The 19,787-nt window shown below is 55.8% G+C and carries 13 protein-coding genes and 1 pseudogene; 12 read left to right on the top strand and 2 right to left on the bottom strand.

Annotated features, from left to right (window positions below; translation table 11 throughout):
- Positions 1 to 32: 32 nt before the first annotated feature.
- Together mutH and ABIE11_RS12420 are read right to left on the bottom strand one after the other, a co-directional pair.
- Entirely contained in the window at positions 33 to 719 is a 687-nt protein-coding gene (gene mutH / locus ABIE11_RS12425) for a DNA mismatch repair endonuclease MutH (protein WP_100779082.1), read from the bottom strand.
- A 152-nt stretch (positions 720 to 871) separates the two neighbouring features.
- Positions 872 to 949 (bottom strand): annotated as a pseudogene (locus ABIE11_RS12420) (hypothetical protein); the annotation flags it as partial.
- A gap of 454 nt (positions 950 to 1,403) precedes the next feature.
- On the opposite strand from ABIE11_RS12420, the gene rppH reads away from it, so the two are divergent.
- The 12 genes from rppH to recD all read left to right on the top strand — a co-directional run bounded on the left by rppH (position 1,404) and on the right by recD (position 19,737).
- Positions 1,404 to 1,934, top strand: a complete 531-nt coding sequence (gene rppH, locus ABIE11_RS12415; protein ID WP_100779083.1) for an RNA pyrophosphohydrolase — start codon at positions 1,404 to 1,406, stop codon at positions 1,932 to 1,934.
- A 12-nt stretch (positions 1,935 to 1,946) separates the two neighbouring features.
- The gene (gene ptsP, locus ABIE11_RS12410; protein WP_100779084.1) at positions 1,947 to 4,193 is read left to right on the top strand and encodes a phosphoenolpyruvate--protein phosphotransferase; all 2,247 of its coding nucleotides are present in this window, start codon (positions 1,947 to 1,949) and stop codon (positions 4,191 to 4,193) included.
- Positions 4,194 to 4,382: 189 nt separating this feature from the next.
- Positions 4,383 to 5,258 carry a prolipoprotein diacylglyceryl transferase gene (gene lgt, locus ABIE11_RS12405; RefSeq protein WP_107702914.1) on the top strand — a complete coding sequence of 292 codons (876 nt, stop codon included), beginning with the start codon at positions 4,383 to 4,385 and terminating at the stop codon, positions 5,256 to 5,258.
- A 6-nt stretch (positions 5,259 to 5,264) separates the two neighbouring features.
- Positions 5,265 to 6,059: a thymidylate synthase gene (gene thyA, locus ABIE11_RS12400; protein WP_429184600.1), complete on the top strand. Its 795-nt coding sequence runs from the start codon at positions 5,265 to 5,267 to the stop codon at positions 6,057 to 6,059.
- A gap of 184 nt (positions 6,060 to 6,243) precedes the next feature.
- A complete protein-coding gene (locus ABIE11_RS12395; protein WP_429184599.1) occupies positions 6,244 to 6,705 on the top strand; it encodes a prepilin peptidase-dependent protein in 462 nt (153 codons plus the stop codon).
- Entirely contained in the window at positions 6,699 to 7,262 is a 564-nt protein-coding gene (locus ABIE11_RS12390) for a prepilin peptidase-dependent protein (RefSeq protein ID WP_429184598.1), read from the top strand. Before ABIE11_RS12395 ends, ABIE11_RS12390 begins: the two co-directional genes overlap by 7 nt.
- On the top strand, positions 7,259 to 7,660 hold the full coding sequence (locus ABIE11_RS12385) for a DUF2509 family protein (RefSeq protein WP_429184597.1): 402 nt from the start codon (positions 7,259 to 7,261) through the stop codon (positions 7,658 to 7,660). Before ABIE11_RS12390 ends, ABIE11_RS12385 begins: the two co-directional genes overlap by 4 nt.
- Complete coding sequence (locus ABIE11_RS12380) at positions 7,645 to 7,968, top strand: prepilin-type N-terminal cleavage/methylation domain-containing protein (RefSeq protein WP_129035075.1); 324 nt, start codon at positions 7,645 to 7,647, stop codon at positions 7,966 to 7,968. Before ABIE11_RS12385 ends, ABIE11_RS12380 begins: the two co-directional genes overlap by 16 nt.
- Before the next feature lie 12 nt (positions 7,969 to 7,980).
- On the top strand, positions 7,981 to 11,355 hold the full coding sequence (gene recC, locus ABIE11_RS12375; RefSeq protein WP_429184596.1) for an exodeoxyribonuclease V subunit gamma: 3,375 nt from the start codon (positions 7,981 to 7,983) through the stop codon (positions 11,353 to 11,355).
- Between the two features lie 140 nt (positions 11,356 to 11,495).
- Complete coding sequence (gene ptrA, locus ABIE11_RS12370; RefSeq protein ID WP_409255811.1) at positions 11,496 to 14,378, top strand: pitrilysin; 2,883 nt, start codon at positions 11,496 to 11,498, stop codon at positions 14,376 to 14,378.
- A complete protein-coding gene (gene recB, locus ABIE11_RS12365; protein ID WP_429184595.1) occupies positions 14,375 to 17,920 on the top strand; it encodes an exodeoxyribonuclease V subunit beta in 3,546 nt (1,181 codons plus the stop codon). Before ptrA ends, recB begins: the two co-directional genes overlap by 4 nt.
- Positions 17,917 to 19,737, top strand: a complete 1,821-nt coding sequence (gene recD / locus ABIE11_RS12360) for an exodeoxyribonuclease V subunit alpha (RefSeq protein WP_429184594.1) — start codon at positions 17,917 to 17,919, stop codon at positions 19,735 to 19,737. The genes recB and recD overlap by 4 nt, the downstream gene beginning before the upstream one ends.
- Positions 19,738 to 19,787: the final 50 nt, after the last annotated feature.

The following is a 19,787-nucleotide window of genomic DNA, read 5'->3' as shown; positions in this document are numbered from 1 at the left end:
GATTCAGTTCAAACTTCGGCTAAAAACCGCGTTTAAGCGAAAAAGTGACGGGCTAGCAGAGCACCGGTGAAGTTCTTCTTTAAATAGAAGCCGCGCGGCAGCGTCAGGATCGGTTCTCCCTGAGCACCAATCGCCTCGGTCAGCGCCTTGCTGTTAGCGGCTTTCGGGCGTAACTGCATCACCTCGCCATGACGCGCGGTAATCCGCTCGACCTGACCCAGCACGATCATATCCATTAGCTCCTCCCAGTCCTGCGAAAGCTGCCGCTCTTCCTCTTCGTTTGGGCTCCAAAGCAGTGGCGCACCCACGCGGCGATCCGCAAGGGGAATAGCTCTGTCGCCTTCGATGGGCACCCACAGCACGCGCTTGAGCTTATGGCGCACGTGGCTCATTTCCCAGGTCACACCCGTATTTCCGGTGAGCGGCGCAACGCAGACAAAGGTGGTTTCCAGTGGTTTTCCCTGGCGATCAATGGGGATGGTTTTAAGCTCCACCCCCAGTGCGGCAAAATCCTGCTCGGGCTTACTGCCCGCGCTCGCGCCAAGCCAGCGCTCCAGCAACACACCGATCCAGCCTTTATCCCGTTTCAGATCCGCAGGAATCGGCAAGCCCGCCATGGCCGCCAGCTCGCCGAGCGAGTAGCCCGCGACGCGTTGCGCCTGCTGCAATAACTGCGCTTCTGTAGCCGGAGGGGAGGTGAGTGGAAGGAGCGGAAGCATAACGTTAAACCTTTGATTAAAAAATGAACCGTAAAAGCAGACCTTGTGGATAGAGTTTAACTATTTCTTTGGCGATATGGCAGGCTGATGATTTATCAGCGTTTTTAAGACAAATCCACTGCCGGATAAAAAGGGTAAAATCGGGTTGTTCAAAACTGGTCACTGACAATGAACAGGATCTTACACCATGTTATCCACAGAAAAGTGGGATAAGTGGGAATAACCCTCACTACTGTTTCAATTTACAGCCTTGACGTGCGACGAAAATCGAATTTTCACACAAATAGTGTCTAAGTTATTGGCACAATCTGTGGATAAAACCGACGCTGTTCGATCTTTCATCAGCACGCGGATCTCTCATGTGATGATCGTCACGTTATGGCGTATTATTCACAGGTATTACCTGTTAACTTTATGAAATATAGTGATTTATTTAGCAGTGAGATTGCGAGGTGATTTCCTTCCCGCAATGTTGTCCAGCGGTAATTCCATACTTCTTCACAACTATATCCACAGAAAAAGTGAATAAAATGGCCCTTTGCGTCCGTCATCTGTTTATAACTTGAGTGAAAATTGTGAGTTATTCAAATGTTATTCGTTCGCAGCCCTGTAAGAGAGTGGTTTACCGCCTCACAGGAGTATGAAACAATCGATCATATATAAGGTTTAGTTTGAGGTAGTCCGGTGATTGATGACGATGGCTACCGCCCGAATGTAGGTATCGTAATTTGTAATCGTCAGGGCCAGGTTATGTGGGCAAGACGGTATGGTCAGCACTCCTGGCAATTCCCGCAAGGCGGGATCAATCCAGGAGAGTCCCCAGAACAAGCGATGTATCGGGAGCTGTTCGAAGAAGTCGGCTTAAGCCGAAAAGATGTTCGCATCCTGGCTTCGACCCGCAACTGGTTGCGTTACAAGTTACCGAAACGTTTGGTGCGTTGGGACACAAAGCCGGTTTGTATCGGCCAGAAACAAAAGTGGTTTCTTCTGCAATTGGTGAGCAACGACTCGGAAATCAATATGCAAACCAGCAGTACGCCAGAGTTCGATGGCTGGCGTTGGGTAAGCTACTGGTATCCCGTTCGTCAGGTCGTGTCCTTTAAGCGCGACGTTTACCGCAGGGTGATGAAAGAGTTTGCAAGTGTGGTGATTGCGTTTCAGGAGGCCCCTCCTAAACCGCAAAGCCCACCTGCCTGGCGACGTAAAAGAGGTTAAGCAACGCACATCATGCTCACCCGCTTGCGAGAAATAGTCGAAAAGGTTGCCAGTGCTCCGCGCCTCAATGAGGCGCTGGACATTCTGGTGACCGACATCTGTCTTGCGATGGAAACCGAAGTCTGTTCGGTGTATCTGGCCGACCACGATCGACGCTGTTATTACCTGATGGCGACACGTGGGTTGAAAAAACCGCGTGGTCGCACCGTTGCGCTCGCCTTTGATGAAGGGATCGTTGGCCTCGTTGGACGGCTGGCGGAACCCATCAACCTCGCCGATGCGCAAAAACACCCCAGTTTTAAATATATCCCTTCCGTCAAGGAAGAGCGTTTTCGCGCGTTTTTAGGTGTCCCTATCATTCAGCGCCGCCAGCTTCTTGGGATACTGGTGGTGCAGCAGCGTGAGCTTCGCCAGTTTGACGAAAGCGAGGAGTCATTCCTCGTCACGCTGGCCACGCAAATGGCCGCAATCCTCTCCCAGTCTCAGTTAGCTGCGCTATTTGGCCAGTATCGCCAGACGCGTATCCGTGCGCTGCCCGCATCGCCGGGCGTGGCCATCGCCGAAGGATGGATGGACGCCACGCTGCCGCTCATGGAGCAGGTGTACGAAGCCTCTACGCTGGACGCTGCCCTTGAACGCGAACGCCTGACCGGTGCCCTGGAAGAGGCCTCCAACGAATTCCGACGCTACAGTAAGCGTTTTGCCGCGGGGGCGCAGAAAGAGACGGCAGCGATTTTTGATCTTTATTCTCACCTGCTGTCCGATGCGCGCCTGCGCCGCGAACTCTTCGCCGAAGTAGACAAAGGATCGGTGGCGGAATGGGCGGTGAAAAAGGTCATCGAACGTTTCGCCGAGCAGTTTGCCTCCCTGACAGACGGTTATCTGAAAGAGCGTGCGGGCGATCTGCGAAGTCTGGGCCAGCGTCTGCTGTTCCATCTCGACGACACCATTCAGGGCGAAAATGCCTGGCCAAAACGCTTTGTGCTGGTCGCCGATGAACTGTCGGCAACCACTCTCGCCGAACTGCCGCATGACCGACTGGCAGGCGTCGTGGTGCGCGATGGCGCAGCCAACTCCCACGCGGCCATTATGGTGCGCGCGCTGGGTATTCCCACCGTTATGGGCGCGGATATTCAGCCTTCGGTGCTGCAACGCCGCACCCTGGTGGTCGACGGTTATCGCGGTGAGCTGCTGGTCGATCCTGAGCCGGTACTGCTGCAGGAATATCAGCGATTAATCAGTGAAGAAAACGAATTAAGCCGCCTGGCGGAAGATGACGTCGATCTGCCCGCGCAGTTGAAAAGCGGCGAGCGGGTTAAGGTGATGCTCAACGCGGGCCTTAGCCCGGCGCACGAAGAGAAGCTCGGCAGCCGCATCGACGGCATCGGCCTGTACCGCACTGAAATTCCGTTCATGTTGCAAAGCGGCTTCCCTTCCGAAGAGGAGCAGGTGGCGCAATATCAGGGAATGTTGCAGATGTTTAACGACAAGCCCGTCACCCTGCGAACGCTGGATGTTGGCGCCGATAAACAGCTGCCGTACATGCCCATCAGTGAAGAAAACCCGTGCCTTGGCTGGCGTGGGATCCGCATTACGCTCGATCAGCCGGAGATTTTCCTGGTGCAGGTACGCGCCATGCTGCGTGCTAACGCGGCCACCGGAAATCTCAGCATTCTTCTGCCGATGGTGACCAGTCTGGACGAAGTCGACGAAGCGCGTCGCTTGATCGAACGTGCTGGGCGCGAAGTGGAAGAGATGATCGGTTATGCGATTCCCAAACCGCGCCTCGGCGTGATGCTTGAAGTCCCTTCGATGGTCTTTATGCTGCCACAGCTGGCCAACCGCGTGGATTTCATCTCGGTCGGTACGAACGATCTGACCCAGTACATTCTGGCGGTGGACCGTAACAATACGCGCGTCGCGAGCATTTACGACAGCCTGCACCCGGCGATGCTGCGTGCGCTGGCGATGATTGCGCGTGACGCCGAACTATACGGAATCGACCTGCGCCTGTGCGGTGAAATGGCAGGGGATTCCATGTGTGTGGCGATCCTGATCGGTCTTGGCTTCCGTCATCTGTCGATGAACGGTCGCTCGGTGGCGCGTGTGAAATATCTGCTGCGCCACATCGAAATCGAAGATGCTCAGGAGCTGGCAAAACGCAGCCTTGAGGCACAGCTGGCGACGGAAGTCCGTCACCAGGTCGCGGCCTTTATGGAGCGTCGCGGCATGGGCGGTTTGATCCGCGGTGGTCGCTAAACTTTCCCATTCCCGACACGAATGGAGCGACACTCTGCTCCATTCTCTATACACATCTTTTACATCTCAGACGCATCCTCCGCGCCTGCCTTGTGCTATGATTCGCAACTTTGGAGCGTGGGTTAACCCTGCGCGCGCTTATTTTTCGCTGTCCACTTTCAGCGGAATAACAACATCTTGTGGTGACAGATGAACAGTGGTTATCTGCATTTTCCGGAATTTGATCCGGTCATTTTCTCAATCGGTCCCGTTGCGCTTCACTGGTACGGTCTTATGTACCTGGTCGGCTTCATCTTTGCCATGTGGCTTGCGGGTCGTCGCGCCAGTCGTCCGGGCAGCGGATGGACGAAAAACGAAGTTGAAAACCTGCTCTATGCCGGGTTCCTCGGGGTATTCCTCGGTGGGCGTATCGGCTATGTGCTGTTCTATAACTTCCCGATTTTCCTGAACGATCCGCTTTACCTGTTCCGCGTTTGGGACGGAGGCATGTCCTTCCACGGCGGTCTGATAGGTGTGATTCTGGTGATGGTTATCTTCGCCAAACGCACCAAACGCAACTTCTTCCAGGTGGCTGATTTTATTGCCCCACTGATCCCGTTTGGTCTGGGCGCGGGTCGTCTCGGCAACTTCATTAATGGGGAACTGTGGGGTCGTGTCGATCCGAGTGTCTCCTTTACGATGCTGTTCCCGAACTCACGTGCGGAAGACCTTGCGCTGCTGCCTTCCCACCCAGAGTGGCAGTCTATCTTCGACACCTACGGCTCACTGCCGCGCCACATGTCTCAGCTGTATGAGCTGGCGCTTGAGGGTGTGGTGCTGTTTATCATTCTGAATCTCTTTATCCGCAAACCGCGTCCAATGGGTGCCGTCTCCGGGCTGTTCCTGATTGGTTATGGTGCGTTCCGAATCATCGTAGAATTCTTCCGCCAGCCGGATCAGCAATTCACCGGGGAATGGGTACAGTACATCAGCATGGGGCAGATTCTCTCCATCCCGATGATTGTCGCGGGTATCATAATGATGATTTGGGCGTATCGTCGTCGTCCACAGCAACAGCTTTCCTGAGGAACCATGAAACAGTATCTTGAATTGATGAAAAAAGTGCTCGACGAGGGCACGCCAAAAAACGATCGCACCGGCACCGGAACGCTCTCTATTTTTGGCCACCAGATGCGCTTTAACCTGCTGGAAGGTTTTCCGCTGGTGACGACCAAGCGCTGCCATTTGCGCTCGATCATTCATGAACTGCTCTGGTTCCTGCAAGGCGATACCAACGTGGCTTATCTGCACGAAAACAACGTCTCGATTTGGGACGAATGGGCAGATGAGAACGGCGACCTCGGCCCGGTCTACGGCAAACAGTGGCGCGCGTGGCCAACGCCAGATGGCCGCCACATTGACCAGATTACGACCGTGCTAAACCAGCTGAAAAACGATCCCGATTCACGTCGCATTATCGTCTCAGCCTGGAACGTCGGCGAGCTGGACAAAATGGCGCTGGCGCCTTGTCACGCCTTCTTCCAGTTCTATGTCGCTGACGGCAAACTGTCCTGCCAGCTCTATCAGCGCTCTTGCGACGTGTTCCTCGGTCTGCCGTTCAACATCGCCAGCTATGCATTACTGGTTCATATGATGGCGCAGCAGTGCGACCTTGAAGTCGGTGATTTTGTGTGGACCGGTGGCGATACGCACCTGTACAGCAATCACATGGAACAAACGCACCTGCAGCTGACTCGCGAACCGCGCGCACTGCCGAAGCTGGTTATCAAGCGTAAGCCGGAATCCATCTTTGACTATCGCTTCGACGATTTCGAGATTGAAGGTTACGATCCCCACCCTGGTATCAAAGCCCCTGTCGCTATCTGATACATCAAATCCTGACACAACCGGTGCTCTTTAGCGCCGGTTTTTTTTGCCCAGATTTCACCTTTACGAGCGGCTTTCCAGCGTTTTTGCAACGTAATGCAACGGATGATTTTCACAGGAAAGCGCCTCGTAATCTTCACTTTCTGCTGTCGTTTTTCTGTGCGCTTCCCGCCACACTCCGGGAGTGAAAAAACAACGCGGCTTTACGCTTATCGAAACCATGGTGGCAATTTCCCTTGTCGTCATTCTCAGCGCCACAGGGCTGTCGGGCTGGCAGAGTTGGCAGCAACAGCAACGCCTGTGGCAAACCGCCCATCAGGTACGTGACTACCTGGTACAGCTTCGCAACGATGCGAACGGTTATAACCTGGATCATCTCATCGTGGTGAATAAGGACGGCGAAAAGGCATGTCTTGCGACGACGAAAAGTGCGGACTGCCAGACTCAGAGCGGGCTGGTCCTCAATTTGCCATGGCCGGAAGTCACGATTGCAGAACTGACGAAATCACTGGCGTTTTATGGATTACGGGATACCGCCTGGCCCGGGAGGATACGCATCAAAAGCCCCGCGGGAGAATGGCTGATTATCGTGTCGAACACCGGGCGTATCAGGATGTGCAACAGCACAGGGAAGGGAACATGTTAAAAAACCAGCGCGGCTTCTCGCTGACCGAGGTACTCATCGCGATGGCAATAAGCAGTATTTTGCTGCTGAGTACCGCGCGTTTTATGCCGGCGTTACAGCGAGCCATTCTCAAGCAAGAGCAACAGCAGGAGCTAGAAGAAGAGGTCTGGCTCAGAGCCACTGCTATCGGCAAGCAGCTGCAAAGGGCCGGATACTGTAACGGCTCTTGTCAGGGACCCGCGTTGACGATGGGTAGAGCAGGGCGCTGTGTCATTGTGCAATGGGATGCCAACAGCAATGGGCGCTGGGAGAATGCCCCCTCGACAGAGGCGGAGCAAACAGGGTTTCGCCTGGAGGCTGGCGCACTTGAAACCCAGCGGGGAGCCACAAGCTGCGAAGGAAAAGGCTGGGAAAAGCTGACCGAACCTGAACGTGTGTTAGTGACTCACTTCCTGGTGAGAAAAATTGAGCACACTGGCTTTGCGCCTGAGCTAAGTATTGAGCTGGCAGTTTCAACAACACGTCCACACGCCGAGCCAATACAGGTCACCCATCGCGTCACAGGATTTAATCTGTGAAACGTCAGCGGGGGATGTCATCGCTTGCGCTGGTCCTGTTGCTCCTTGTGATCGGCAGCCTGATCCTTACCGGCCTTAATCTGCAGCTCGATGCTTTTACGCGGATGGTGAGCCGTGAGCGGCAGCTGATTTTGCAGCAGGCCAACGTCCAGTCGGCGCTGGAGTGGGGCAAAAGGCAGCTTTGGCCGGTGGGGTCAGGTATTCAGTGCAAAAAAGGGCTGCAAGGGCGAGTCTGTCTGCGCGTTACTGAAGACAATCGCGTCCTGCTTATTGCGGGGAGTGGTGAGCTGCTGCTGTGGCGCGGCGGGATAATCCAGGACGGGCGAGTGGTGTTCTCCCGCCATGGCTGGAGCGATTTTTGTCCACTGAAGGAGAGCGCACTGTGTCAGCTACCTTAGCCCGGCAAAGGGGATTTAGTATGGTGGAAGTGCTGTTAGCGATGATGCTGCTGGTTATCGTCATTACTGCGCTGTCTGGCTATCATCGGGCGCTGGCAGCGCGATTTACGGTTTTCAATCAGTATCGCCAGCTCTGGCATTCTGCCTGGAGCCAGACCCAGCTGTCACAGGGGACGTTACCGGATGGCTGGCGGATAAACAGGGGGCAGACAATGCAGGCTGGATGTGTCAGCATCTCGGTCACTATAATTTCGCCTTTGGGGCGGCAGGGTCAGATGACACGCCTGCATTGCCCGCTTAGTCAGTAGTCGGGAGCGTCTATGTTACGGGTCTACCACTCAAATCGTCTGGATGTGCTGGAAGCATTGATGGAGTTTATCGTCGAGCGCGAGCATCCTGCCGATCCCTTTGAGCCAGAAATGGTGCTGGTGCAAAGCACCGGTATGGCTCAGTGGCTGCAAATGTCCCTGGCGCAAAAATTCGGTATTGCGGCAAATATCGAGTTCCCGCTTCCGGCGAGTTTTATCTGGGAGATGTTTGTTCGCGTCCTGCCGGACATCCCCAAAAAAAGCGAATTCAATAAGCAAAGCATGAGCTGGAAGCTAATGTCGCTGCTGCCGGATATGCTGGCGAGCGATGCGTTCGCCATGCTGCGCCACTACCTGAGCGATGATACCGACAAACGTAAACTGTTCCAGCTGGCCTCGCGGACGGCGGATCTGTATGACCAGTATCTGGTCTATCGCCCGGAATGGCTGACGTCCTGGGAAAAGGGTGAGCTGATTGACGGCCTGCCTGAGGCGCAAATCTGGCAGGCCCCGCTGTGGAAAGCGCTGGTGGAACACACCGAAAAACTGGGCCAGCCACAGTGGCACCGTGCCAACCTATACGAGCGGTTTATCTCAACCCTCGAAAAGGCCTCTGAACCGCCTGCCGGGTTACCGTCGCGCGTCTTTATATGCGGGATTTCCGCTCTGCCACCTGTTTACCTGAGCGCGTTAAAAGCCCTGGGTAAGCATGTCGATATCCACATTCTGTTCACCAACCCGTGTCGCCATTACTGGGGGGATATTCAGGACCCTAAATGGCTCGCTCGTCTTGTTGCTCGCCAACGGCGGCGGATCTTTGAAGAGCGCGCGATCCCGCTCTTCAAAGACAGCGACAATGCCGCGCAGCTCTTTGATGAAGAAGGCATTCAAAACTTACCGAATCCGCTGCTGGCCTCCTGGGGAAAACTGGGGCGTGACTACATTCACATGCTGTCCGATATCACCTCGTCCGGAGAAGGCGATGTGGATGCCTTTGCGGAGATCACTCCTGACAGCCTGCTGCATAACGTGCAACTGGATATTCTCGATCTGGAGAACCGCGCCATCGCGGGGATCACCGCCGAAGAGTTTGCCCGCAGCGATAAGAAGCGAAAACTGGATCCAGAGGATCGCAGCGTTACCGTACATGTGTGCCACAGCCCGCAGCGCGAAGTTGAAGTGCTTCATGACAAGCTGCTGGCGATGTTGCAGGACGATCCTGAACTGACGCCGCGCGATATTGTGGTCATGGTGGCGGATATTGACAGCTACAGCCCGTTTATTCAGGCGGTCTTTGGCAGTGCCACCGGCGAGCGATATCTGCCTTATGCCGTTTCCGACCGCCGGGCGCGCCAGTCGCATCCGGCTTTGCAGGCGTTTATTAGCCTGCTTGCTCTGCCCGATAGCCGCTTTATTTCGGAAGACGTACTGGCGCTGTTGGATGTTCCGGTGCTGGCCGCTCGCTTCGACATCGACGAAGAGGGGCTGCGCTATCTGCGCCAGTGGGTCAATGAATCGGGTGTTCGCTGGGGGATTGACGATGATAACGTCCAGGAGTTCGAGCTCCCGCCGACGGGGCAGCACACCTGGCAGTTCGGCCTGACGCGTATGCTGCTGGGCTATGCAATGGAGAGCCATCAGGGGGAGTGGAATGAGGTCCTGCCTTACGATGAATCTTCAGGGCTGATTGCCGAACTGGTCGGCCATCTGGCTTCACTGTTAATGCAGCTTAATCGCTGGCGGCGCGAGCTGATGCAGTCCCGCACGCTTGAGGAATGGCAGCCACTGTGCCGGGAAATGTTGAATGATTTTTTCCTGCCCGACACGGACACCGAAGCGGCGATGGCACTTATCGAACAGCAGTGGCAGGCCATTATCGAAGAAGGTATTTCATCTCATTATGGCGAGGCTATTCCGCTCTCCTTACTTCGCGATGAACTGACGCAGCGCCTGGATCAGGAACGTATTAGCCAGCGCTTCCTTGCTGGTCCCGTCAATATTTGTACGCTGATGCCAATGCGTTCGATTCCGTTTAAGGTGGTTTGCCTGCTCGGAATGAACGATGGTATCTATCCGCGTGCTTTGGCGCCGCTGGGCTTTGATCTGATGAGCCAGCAGCCGAAGCGTGGTGACCGTAGCCGACGTGACGATGACCGTTACCTCTTCCTCGAGGCGTTGATTTCGGCCCAGCAAAAGCTCTATATCAGCTATATAGGGCATTCCATTCAGGATAACAGCGAGCGCTTCCCGTCAGTGCTGGTGCAGGAACTGGTCGATTACATTGGGCAAAGCCACTATCTGCCGGGTGATGAGGCGCGTAACTGCGACGAAAGCGAACAGCGGGTGAAAGCTCATATCACCTGTCTCCACACTCGCATGCCGTTCGATCCGGCTAACTACGTCGATAACGAACAGCAAAGCTATGCCCGCGAATGGCTGCCCGCTGCGAGGAAAGAGGGGCAAGCCCATACGGATTTCATTCAGGAACTTGAGCCTCGTTTGCTTGAGACGCTCACCTTTGAGCAGTTGCAACGGTTTTGGGCGCACCCGGTACGCGCGTTTTTCCAGCAGCGGTTGCAGGTGAATTTCCGCTCCGAAGAGAGCGAGATCCCTGATGCAGAACCTTTCACCCTCAATGGATTAAGCCGCTATCAGCTGAATCAACAGCTGCTTAATGCGCTGGTTGAAGAGGAAAATGCACAAACGCTGTTTCGTCGCTATCGGGCCGCAGGCCAGCTCCCGTATGGCGCCTTCGGGGAGATCGCCTGGGATATGCAGTGTCAGGAGATGCAGGCCCTGGCCGATCGCGTTATTGAATTCCGTCAGCCGGGAAAAAGCCTTGAAATCGATCTGACCTGCAACGGTATTCAGCTCACGGGCTGGCTACAGCAGGTGCAGCCGGACGGGCTACTGCGCTGGCGTCCTGCCATGCTCAGTGTGTCACAAGGTTTGCAACTCTGGCTCGAACATCTTGTCTACTGTGCGGGCGGTAACGAAGGTGAAAGCCGTTTATTCGTCCGTAAGGACGGCGAATGGCGCTTCCCTCCAATGGCGTCCGATCAGGCTCTGGCCTGTCTCGAACCCTATATCGAGGGCTATCGCCAGGGAATGAATAAGCCGCTGCTGTTGCTGCCAGAAAGTGGGGGGGCGTGGATAAAAGCCTGTTACGACGCGCAGAATGATGCCATGTTAACGGATGACGCCTCGCTGCAAAAAGCGCGCAGCAAGTTTTTACAGGCGTATGAAGGAAATATGATGGTGCGCGGAGAGGGTGATGATGTCTGGTATCAGCGGTTATGGAGAACCCTTGAGCCGGAGTACTTCGACGCCATTACGCAAGAGGCTCAACGCTATCTGTTACCTTTGTTTAAATTTAATCAGTCCTGATGATTGTATAAAAATTGCGCAGGAGAAAGCGTTCATTTATTATGCCCATCTTGTCACGGACTGATGTACCAACATAAAGAGATGCTGGCGTGCCCAGCACGCAAATTGTTAATGATGTAGCCGTGATGAAGAGGTAGTGAATGCCAGGCAGCACCTTGTTAAAAGCGTTTGTTTTGTTTGTCGCCCTCTGGGCACCCCTCACTCAGGCAGATACCGGTTGGCAGCCCGTTCAGGAAAAAATCCATAAGAGCGAAAAAGACACCCGCCAGTATCAGGCTATTCGTCTTGATAACGGGATGACTGTGCTGCTGGTCTCCGATCCGCAGGCGATTAAATCGCTCTCTGCACTGGTCGTCCCCGTCGGCTCGCTGGAAGACCCCGATTCGCATCCTGGTCTTGCCCATTACCTTGAACACATGACGCTGATGGGGTCCAAAAAATATCCGCAGCCGGATAGCCTCTCTGAATTCCTCAAAATGCACGGTGGCAGCCACAATGCCAGCACGGCACCTTATCGCACTGCGTTCTATCTTGAAGTCGAAAACGATGCGCTGGAAGGGGCGGTTGACCGTCTCGCCGATGCCATCGCGTCGCCTTTACTGGATAAAAAGTATGCCGATCGCGAGCGTAACGCCGTCAATGCCGAACTGACTATGGCGCGCACGCGAGACGGTATGCGCATGGCGCAGGTCAGTGCCGAAACAATTAACCCGGCGCACCCAGGCTCGCGTTTTTCAGGGGGTAATCTGGAAACCCTGAGCGATAAACCCGGCAGCCCGGTTCTCGATGCCTTACACGCCTTTCGTGATAAATACTATTCCGCCAATCTGATGAAAGCGGTGGTTTACAGCAACAAACCGCTGCCGGAGCTGGCGCGTCTTGCGGCACAAACCTATGGTCGTGTGCCGAATAAAAATATTGAAAAGCCGGAGATCACCACGCCAGTGGTCACGGATGACCAAAAAGGGATCATCATTCACTACGTGCCTGCAATGCCGCGTAAAGTGCTGCGTGTCGAGTTCCGTATTGATAACAATACTGCACAGTTTCGCAGCAAAACGGATGAGCTCCTCACCTATCTGATCGGTAATCGCAGCCCGGGCACGCTCTCTGACTGGCTGCAGAAGCAGGGGCTGGTGGAGGGCATCCGCGCTGATTCCGATCCTGTCGTCAACGGTAACAGCGGTGTTCTCGCGATCTCGGCAACCCTGACAGACAAAGGCCTTGCGCACCGCGATCAAGTGGTTGCGGCGATCTTCAGCTATCTGTCGTTGCTGCGCGATAAAGGTGTGGACAAGAGTTACTTTGACGAACTGGCCCACGTGCTGGATCTCGATTTCCGCTACCCGTCGATCACCCGCGATATGGACTATGTTGAATGGCTGGCTGACACCATGATTCGTGTTCCGGTGGAAAATACGCTGGATGCGGTGAACATTGCCGATCGTTATGACGCCGATGCCATCAAAGCGCGTCTGGCGATGATGACCCCGCAGAACGCCCGCATCTGGTATATCAGCCCGAAAGAGCCGCACAACAAAACTGCGTACTTTGTCGATGCGCCGTATCAGGTGAATAAAATCAGCGCGCAAACCTTCGCTGACTGGCAGAAAGAGTCCGGCCAGATTGCGTTGAAATTGCCTGAACTCAATCCGTACATTCCTGACGATTTCACGCTCATCAAGCCTGCAAAGGAATACCCGCATCCGGAACTGATCGTTAACGAACCGACATTACGTGTGGTTTACACCCCAAGCCGCTATTTTGCCAGTGAGCCGAAAGCCGATGTCAGCGTGGTGCTGCGCAATCCGCAGGCCATGGACAGCGCTAAAAACCAGGTGATGTTTGCGCTGAATGACTATCTGGCGGGGATCGCCCTGGATCAGCTCAGCAATCAGGCGGCTGTCGGTGGGATCAGTTTCTCCACCAACGCCAACAACGGGCTAATGGTCAATGCTAACGGTTACACCCAGCGTTTACCGCAGCTTTTCCAGGCGCTGCTGGAGGGGTATTTCAGCTACACGGCGACCGAAGAACAGCTGGAGCAGGCCAAATCCTGGTATGCGCAGATGATGGATTCGGCGGAAAAAGGCAAAGCTTTTGATCAGGCGATTATGCCTGTGCAGATGCTGTCGCAAATTCCGTACTTCCAGCGTGAAACGCGCCGCGCGCTGCTGCCGTCAATCACCCTGAAAGAGGTGATGGATTACCGGACGGCCCTGAAAACCCATTCGCGCCCCGAGTTTCTGGTTGTCGGCAACATGAGTGAAGATCAGGCTAAAACCCTCGCGCAGAATGTTCGCAAACAGCTGGGTGCCAACGGCAATGAGTGGTGCCGTAACCAGAATGTGCTGGTGGAAAAACAGCAGAATGTGATCTTTGAAAAGGCGGGGAGCAGCACGGACTCTGCGCTGGCCGCAGTATTTGTGCCGACCGGCTACGATGAGTATGCCAGCTCCGCCTACAGCGCGGTGCTGGGGCAGATCATCCAGCCGTGGTTCTACAATCAGTTGCGTACCGAAGAGCAGCTTGGCTATGCGGTGTTTGCATTCTCGATGAACGTGGGTCGCCAGTGGGGACTGGGCTTCTTGTTGCAGAGCAGCGATAAACAGCCCGCGTATCTGTGGCAGCGTTATCAGTCCTTCTTCCCTCAGGCTGAAGAGAAACTGCGCAAAATGACGCCGGAAGAGTTTGCTCAAATTCAGCAGGCCGTGATCGCGCAGGTGCAGCAGGCTCCGCAAACCTTGGGCGAAGAAGCGTCTCAGCTCAGCAAAGATTTCGATCAGGGTAATATGACCTTTGATTCACGTGATAAAGTAGTGGCCGAGATAAAACTGCTGACGCCTCAAAAGGTTGCCGACTTCTTCCACCAGGCGGTGGTGAAGCCGCAAGGCATGGCATGCTTGTCTCAGGTTTCCGGCAGCCAGAACGGGAAAGTGGATTATGTGAATCCGCAGGGCTGGAAAGTCTGGGAGAGCGTCAGCGCACTGCAGAAATCGATGCCCTGGAGTAAGAAAGAATGACCGATACCGCTGAGTCCCTTGATCCCTTACGTTTGCCGCTACAGGGCGAACGATTGATTGAAGCCTCAGCGGGAACGGGAAAAACCTTCACCATTGCCGCCCTCTACCTGCGCCTTCTGTTAGGACTGGGCGGCAATGCGGCGTTTGGGCGCCCGCTCAGCGTGGAACAACTGCTGGTGGTGACCTTCACCGAAGCGGCGACCGCTGAGCTGCGCGGACGTATTCGTGCGAACATACACGAACTGCGCATCGCCTGCCTGCGCCAGACCACAGACAACCCACTTTACGCTCGTCTTCTTGAAGAGATCGCTGATAAGCAGCAGGCCGCTCAATGGCTGCTTCTGGCCGAGCGTCAAATGGACGAAGCTGCCGTCTTTACCATTCACGGTTTTTGCCAGCGCATGCTGAGCCTGAATGCGTTTGAATCGGGCATGCTCTTTGAACAGCAACTCATTGAGGATGAATCCGAACTGCGTCATCGGGCGTGCGCGGACTTCTGGCGTCGCCATTGCTATCCGCTCCCGCGTGATATCGCCGAAGCGGTGCATGCCTTATGGAAAGGGCCGGAAGAACTTTTACGCGCTATCGAACGCTACCTGCAAGGCGAAGCGCCGGCGATAAAATCCCCGCCGCCTGCGGATGAAACGCTGGCTGCACGGCACGAGAAAATTATTTCGCTGATAGCCGCCCTGAAGCAAAAATGGTGCGAGTCGGTTGCCGATATTGACGCCATTCTTGAAAATTCCGGCATTGACCGCCGCAAATTTAACCGTGGCAATCAGGCGAAATGGATCGAAAAAATCAGCGCCTGGGCGCAGGAAGAGACGCGCAGCTATCAGCTGCCCGATGCGCTGGAGAAGTTTTCTCAGAGCTTCCTGGTGGAGCGCACCAAAGCTGACGGTATCGTCCCTGAACATCCGTTGTTTGTCGCGATAGAAACGCTGCTGGCGCAGCCGCTGACCCTTAACGATCTGATGATCACGCGTGCGATGGCCGAGATCCGCGAAACCGTTGCGCGTGAGAAACATCGTCGTGGCGAGCTGGGTTTCGACGATATGCTAAGCCGCCTGGATGCGGCACTCGGCAGTGAAAATGGTGACGCGCTGGCAGCGGCGATCCGCGCCCGCTTCCCGGTAGCAATGATCGATGAATTCCAGGATACCGACCCGCAACAATACCGTATTTTCCGCCGTATCTGGCGCAGACAGCCCGAAACGGCACTGTTACTGATTGGTGATCCTAAACAGGCCATCTACGCCTTTCGCGGCGCGGATATCTTCACCTACATGAAAGCCCGCGGAGAGGTCGAAGCGCACTATACGCTGGACACCAACTGGCGTTCCGCGCCGGGAATGGTGGCGAGCGTAAATACGCTTTTTGAGCGTATGGATGCGGCTTTCATGTTCAAGGAAATTCCGTTTTCGCCCGTTAAGTCGGCTGAGAAAAACAGCGCACTGCGCTTTGAGCTCCGTGGCGACGTTCAGCCTGCGATGAACTTTTGGCTGATGGACGGCGAAGGCTGTGGCGTCAGTGATTATCAGAACGTGATGGCGCAGCAGTGCGCGGCGCAGATCCGCGACTGGCTCAGCGCCGGTGCGCAGGGCGAAGCGCTACTGTGGAAAGGTCACACCGCTAAAGCGGTCAGCGCCTCGGACATTACCGTGCTGGTGCGCAGTCGTCAGGAGGCGTCGCTGGTGCGCGATGCCCTCACGCTGCTCGCGATCCCTTCTGTTTACCTCTCCAACCGCGACAGCGTGTTTGAAACGCTCGAAGCGCAGGAGATGCTATGGCTGTTGCAGGCCGTGCTGACGCCTGAGCGGGAGAGTACGTTGCGCAGTGCGCTGGCAAGCTCAATGCTCGGTCTTAACGCGCGTGATATTGATGCGCTGAATAACGACGAAAGCGCATGGGATGCGGTGGTTGAAGAGTTTGCGCATTATCGTGAGCGCTGGCAAAAACGCGGCGTCATGGCGATGCTGCGCGAACTGATGGCTCAGCGTCATGTCGCTGAAAATATGCTGGCGACCGCAGGCGGTGAGCGCCGCCTGACCGACATTTTGCACATCAGCGAGCTTTTACAGGAAGCGGGATCGCAGCTTGAGAGCGAACATGCGCTGGTGCGTTGGCTGTCGCAGCATATCGCCGATCCTAACAGCAATGCGGCCAGTCAGCAGATGCGTCTCGAAAGCGACAAACATCTGGTAAAAATCGTGACGATCCACAAATCAAAAGGGCTGGAATATCCGCTGGTTTGTCTGCCGTTTATCGCCAACTATCGTGCGCAGGATCAGGCGTTCTATCACGATCGCGTGTCGTTTGAGCCGGTGCTCGATCTCAGCAAAGCCGATTCTAGTATTGAGCTTGCCGAGGCGGAGCGTCTGGCGGAAGATTTACGCCTGCTGTATGTCGCCCTGACGCGCTCCGTCTGGCATTGCAGCCTGGGCGTTGCGCCGCTGTTCCGCCGTCGCGGCGAGAAGGCGGGGGAGAGTGATTTCCATCAAAGTGCGCTCGGGAGGCTGATTCAAAAGGGTGAGCCCAAAGATGCCGCCGGGCTGCGCCAGTGTCTCGACGCGTTATGTAATGAAAATATTGCCCTGCAGATCCCCGGCCAGCCCGATCTTTCCCGCTGGCAGATGCCAGAGCCATCGGTGCCCGATTTAGGCGCGCGGAAGATTACGCGTGCGCTGGTGGACGACTGGCGAGTCACCAGCTATTCCGGTCTCCAGCAGCACGGACAAAACATTGCGCAGGATCTGATGCCCAAACTCGACGTAGATGCGTCGGGCGTAGGTGAGGTGGTGGCAGAACCCGAGCTTACACCGCATCAGTTCCCGCGCGGTGCGTCGCCAGGCACGTTTTTACATAGCCTGTTTGAAACGCTCGATTTTACGCAGCCGGTGTCGCCGGAGTGGGTGCTGGAGATGCTGCAAAAAGGCGGGTACGACGCCCAGTGGCAGCCGGTACTTACCGCGTGGATCACGGCGATTTTACGGGCGCCGCTTAATGATTCGGGGATCTCCCTTAGCCAGCTTACGGCAAAAGAAAAACAGGTTGAGATGGAGTTCTATCTCCCGATTGCCGGGCCGCTCACGGCGAACGCACTGGATGCGATTATTCGCGAGCACGATCCGTTGTCGAAGAACAGCCCGGCGCTCAATTTCCGCCAGGTGAGCGGGATGCTGAAAGGCTTTATCGATTTGGTATTCCGCCATGAGGGGCGCTACTACCTGCTGGATTACAAATCCAACTGGCTGGGCGAAAACAGCGAGGCCTATACCCGCCAGGCAATGGCCGCTGCAATGCAGTCGCACCGCTATGATTTGCAGTATCAACTTTATACCCTGGCGCTGCACCGCTACCTGCGCCACCGCATCGCAGATTACAACTATGAAGACCATTTCGGCGGTGTGATTTATCTGTTTTTACGTGGCGTTGACGCCCGGGATCCGCAGTCGGGGATCTTTACCACGCGCCCGGATCCGTTGTTGATTGATAAAATGGACAGATTGTTTGCCGCGAGCACGGAAGAGGTGGCCCAATGACAATGAAAGAGCTGTTGCTTGAGGCGGTAGAGCAGCGTGCGCTGCGCCCTCTGGACGCGCAGTTTGCCATGATGGTGGCGGATAACGATGCTGCGGTCATGCTGGCCGCCGCGATCCTCAGTAAAGATGCCGGTGAAGGCCATGTGTGCTTGCCCCTGTCACGCCTGGTACCGGATGAGAAAATGCCCGCTCCGCTGCAGGCCTGTTTCGCCCTCATCGGCGAAACGACGGACTGGCAAGACGTGCTACTGCGCTCTGGCGCCGTCAGTCACGGTGATATCCCGACGCCCTTGATTCTTTGTCACGACCGGCTCTATCTCAATCGCATGTGGCGTAACGAGCTGGCGATAGCGCATTTCTTTAATGATTCCAATCAGCCGCTGCCCTATGACGATACTGCACTGATTCAAACCCTGAATGACCTGTTCGGTGATTCAGAAACGGTGAACTGGCAAAAAGTGGCGGCGGCGGTAGCCCTGACGCGGCGCATTTCGGTGATTTCTGGCGGGCCAGGGACGGGGAAAACCACCACCGTCGCAAAACTGCTGGCTGCGCTGATTCAGATGGCGGGCGAGCAGAAATGCCGTATCCGGCTGGCTGCTCCCACGGGCAAAGCGGCGGCAAGATTGACGGAATCACTGGGCGGCACGCTGCATAAACTGCCGCTGAATGATGCCCAGCGCAAGCTGTTCCCGAATGAGGCCAGCACGCTGCACCGCCTGCTTGGCGCCCAGCCGGGCAGTCAGCGTCTGCGCTATCATGCAGGGAATCCGCTGCACCTGGATGTGCTGGTGGTCGACGAAGCCTCGATGATCGACTTGACGATGATGTCGCGCCTGATCGACGCGCTACCGCCGCACGCCCGCGTGATTTTCCTCGGCGATCGCGATCAGCTGGCCTCGGTTGAGGCGGGGGCCGTGCTGGGGGATATCTGCAATTATGCCAGCGCAGGCTATACCCTCGCGCGCGCGCAGGAATTATCGCACCTGACCGGCTGCCCGATTGAAGGGCACACAGAAGAACGGGCGGGGGCCTTGCGCGACAGCCTGTGCCTGTTGCAAAAAAGCTACCGTTTTGGCAGCGATTCCGGTATCGGCCAGCTCGCCGCCGCCGTTAACCGCGGCGATCGTGCGGCCATCAGAACGGTATTTAACGGCACATTTGACGACATTGAGAAAAAGCCACTCCAGACGGGCGAAGATTATCTCGCCATGCTCGAGGATGCATTGCAGGGTTATCAGCGTTTCCTTCTGAGCGTGCAGCAGCAAGATGCACCCGAAGCTGTGATTGCGGCCTTCGGTGAGTATCAGCTTTTGTGCGCGCTGCGTGAAGGGCCGTTTGGCGTCACCGGGCTGAATGAACGGCTGGAGCTGGCGTTAGCGCAGAAGCGGAAAATCTTCCGCCAGCCGCATTCCCGCTGGTATGAGGGGCGTCCGGTGATGATCTCCCGTAATGACAGCGCCCTTGGGCTATTTAACGGTGATATCGGCATTGCACTCGATCGCGGCCAGGGGCTGCGCGTCTGGTTCCAGATGCCGGATGGTAGCGTGAAATCAGTGCAGCCAAGCCGTATGCCGGAACACGAAACGGCGTGGGCGATGACGGTGCACAAATCGCAGGGTTCGGAATTTGATCACGCGGTGCTGATTCTGCCCGCGCAAATGTCGCCGGTAGTGACGCGCGAGCTGGTGTATACCGCCATCACCCGCGCGCGGAAAAGGCTGTCGCTGTATGCCGACGAGCGTGTGCTGGCGCAGGCAGTGACGACGCGTACCGAGCGGCGCAGCGGATTAAGCGCGGTGTTTGAATCTGCCTGATTGTTTGGCTCCCTCTCTGTTCGGGAGAGGGAAGCGTAGGGCCTGTGGGG

The organism is Lelliottia sp. 489 (assembly GCF_050435885.1).
GTDB lineage: Bacteria > Pseudomonadota > Gammaproteobacteria > Enterobacterales > Enterobacteriaceae > Enterobacter > Enterobacter nimipressuralis.
This window is presented reverse-complemented; position numbering and strand designations above follow the sequence as displayed.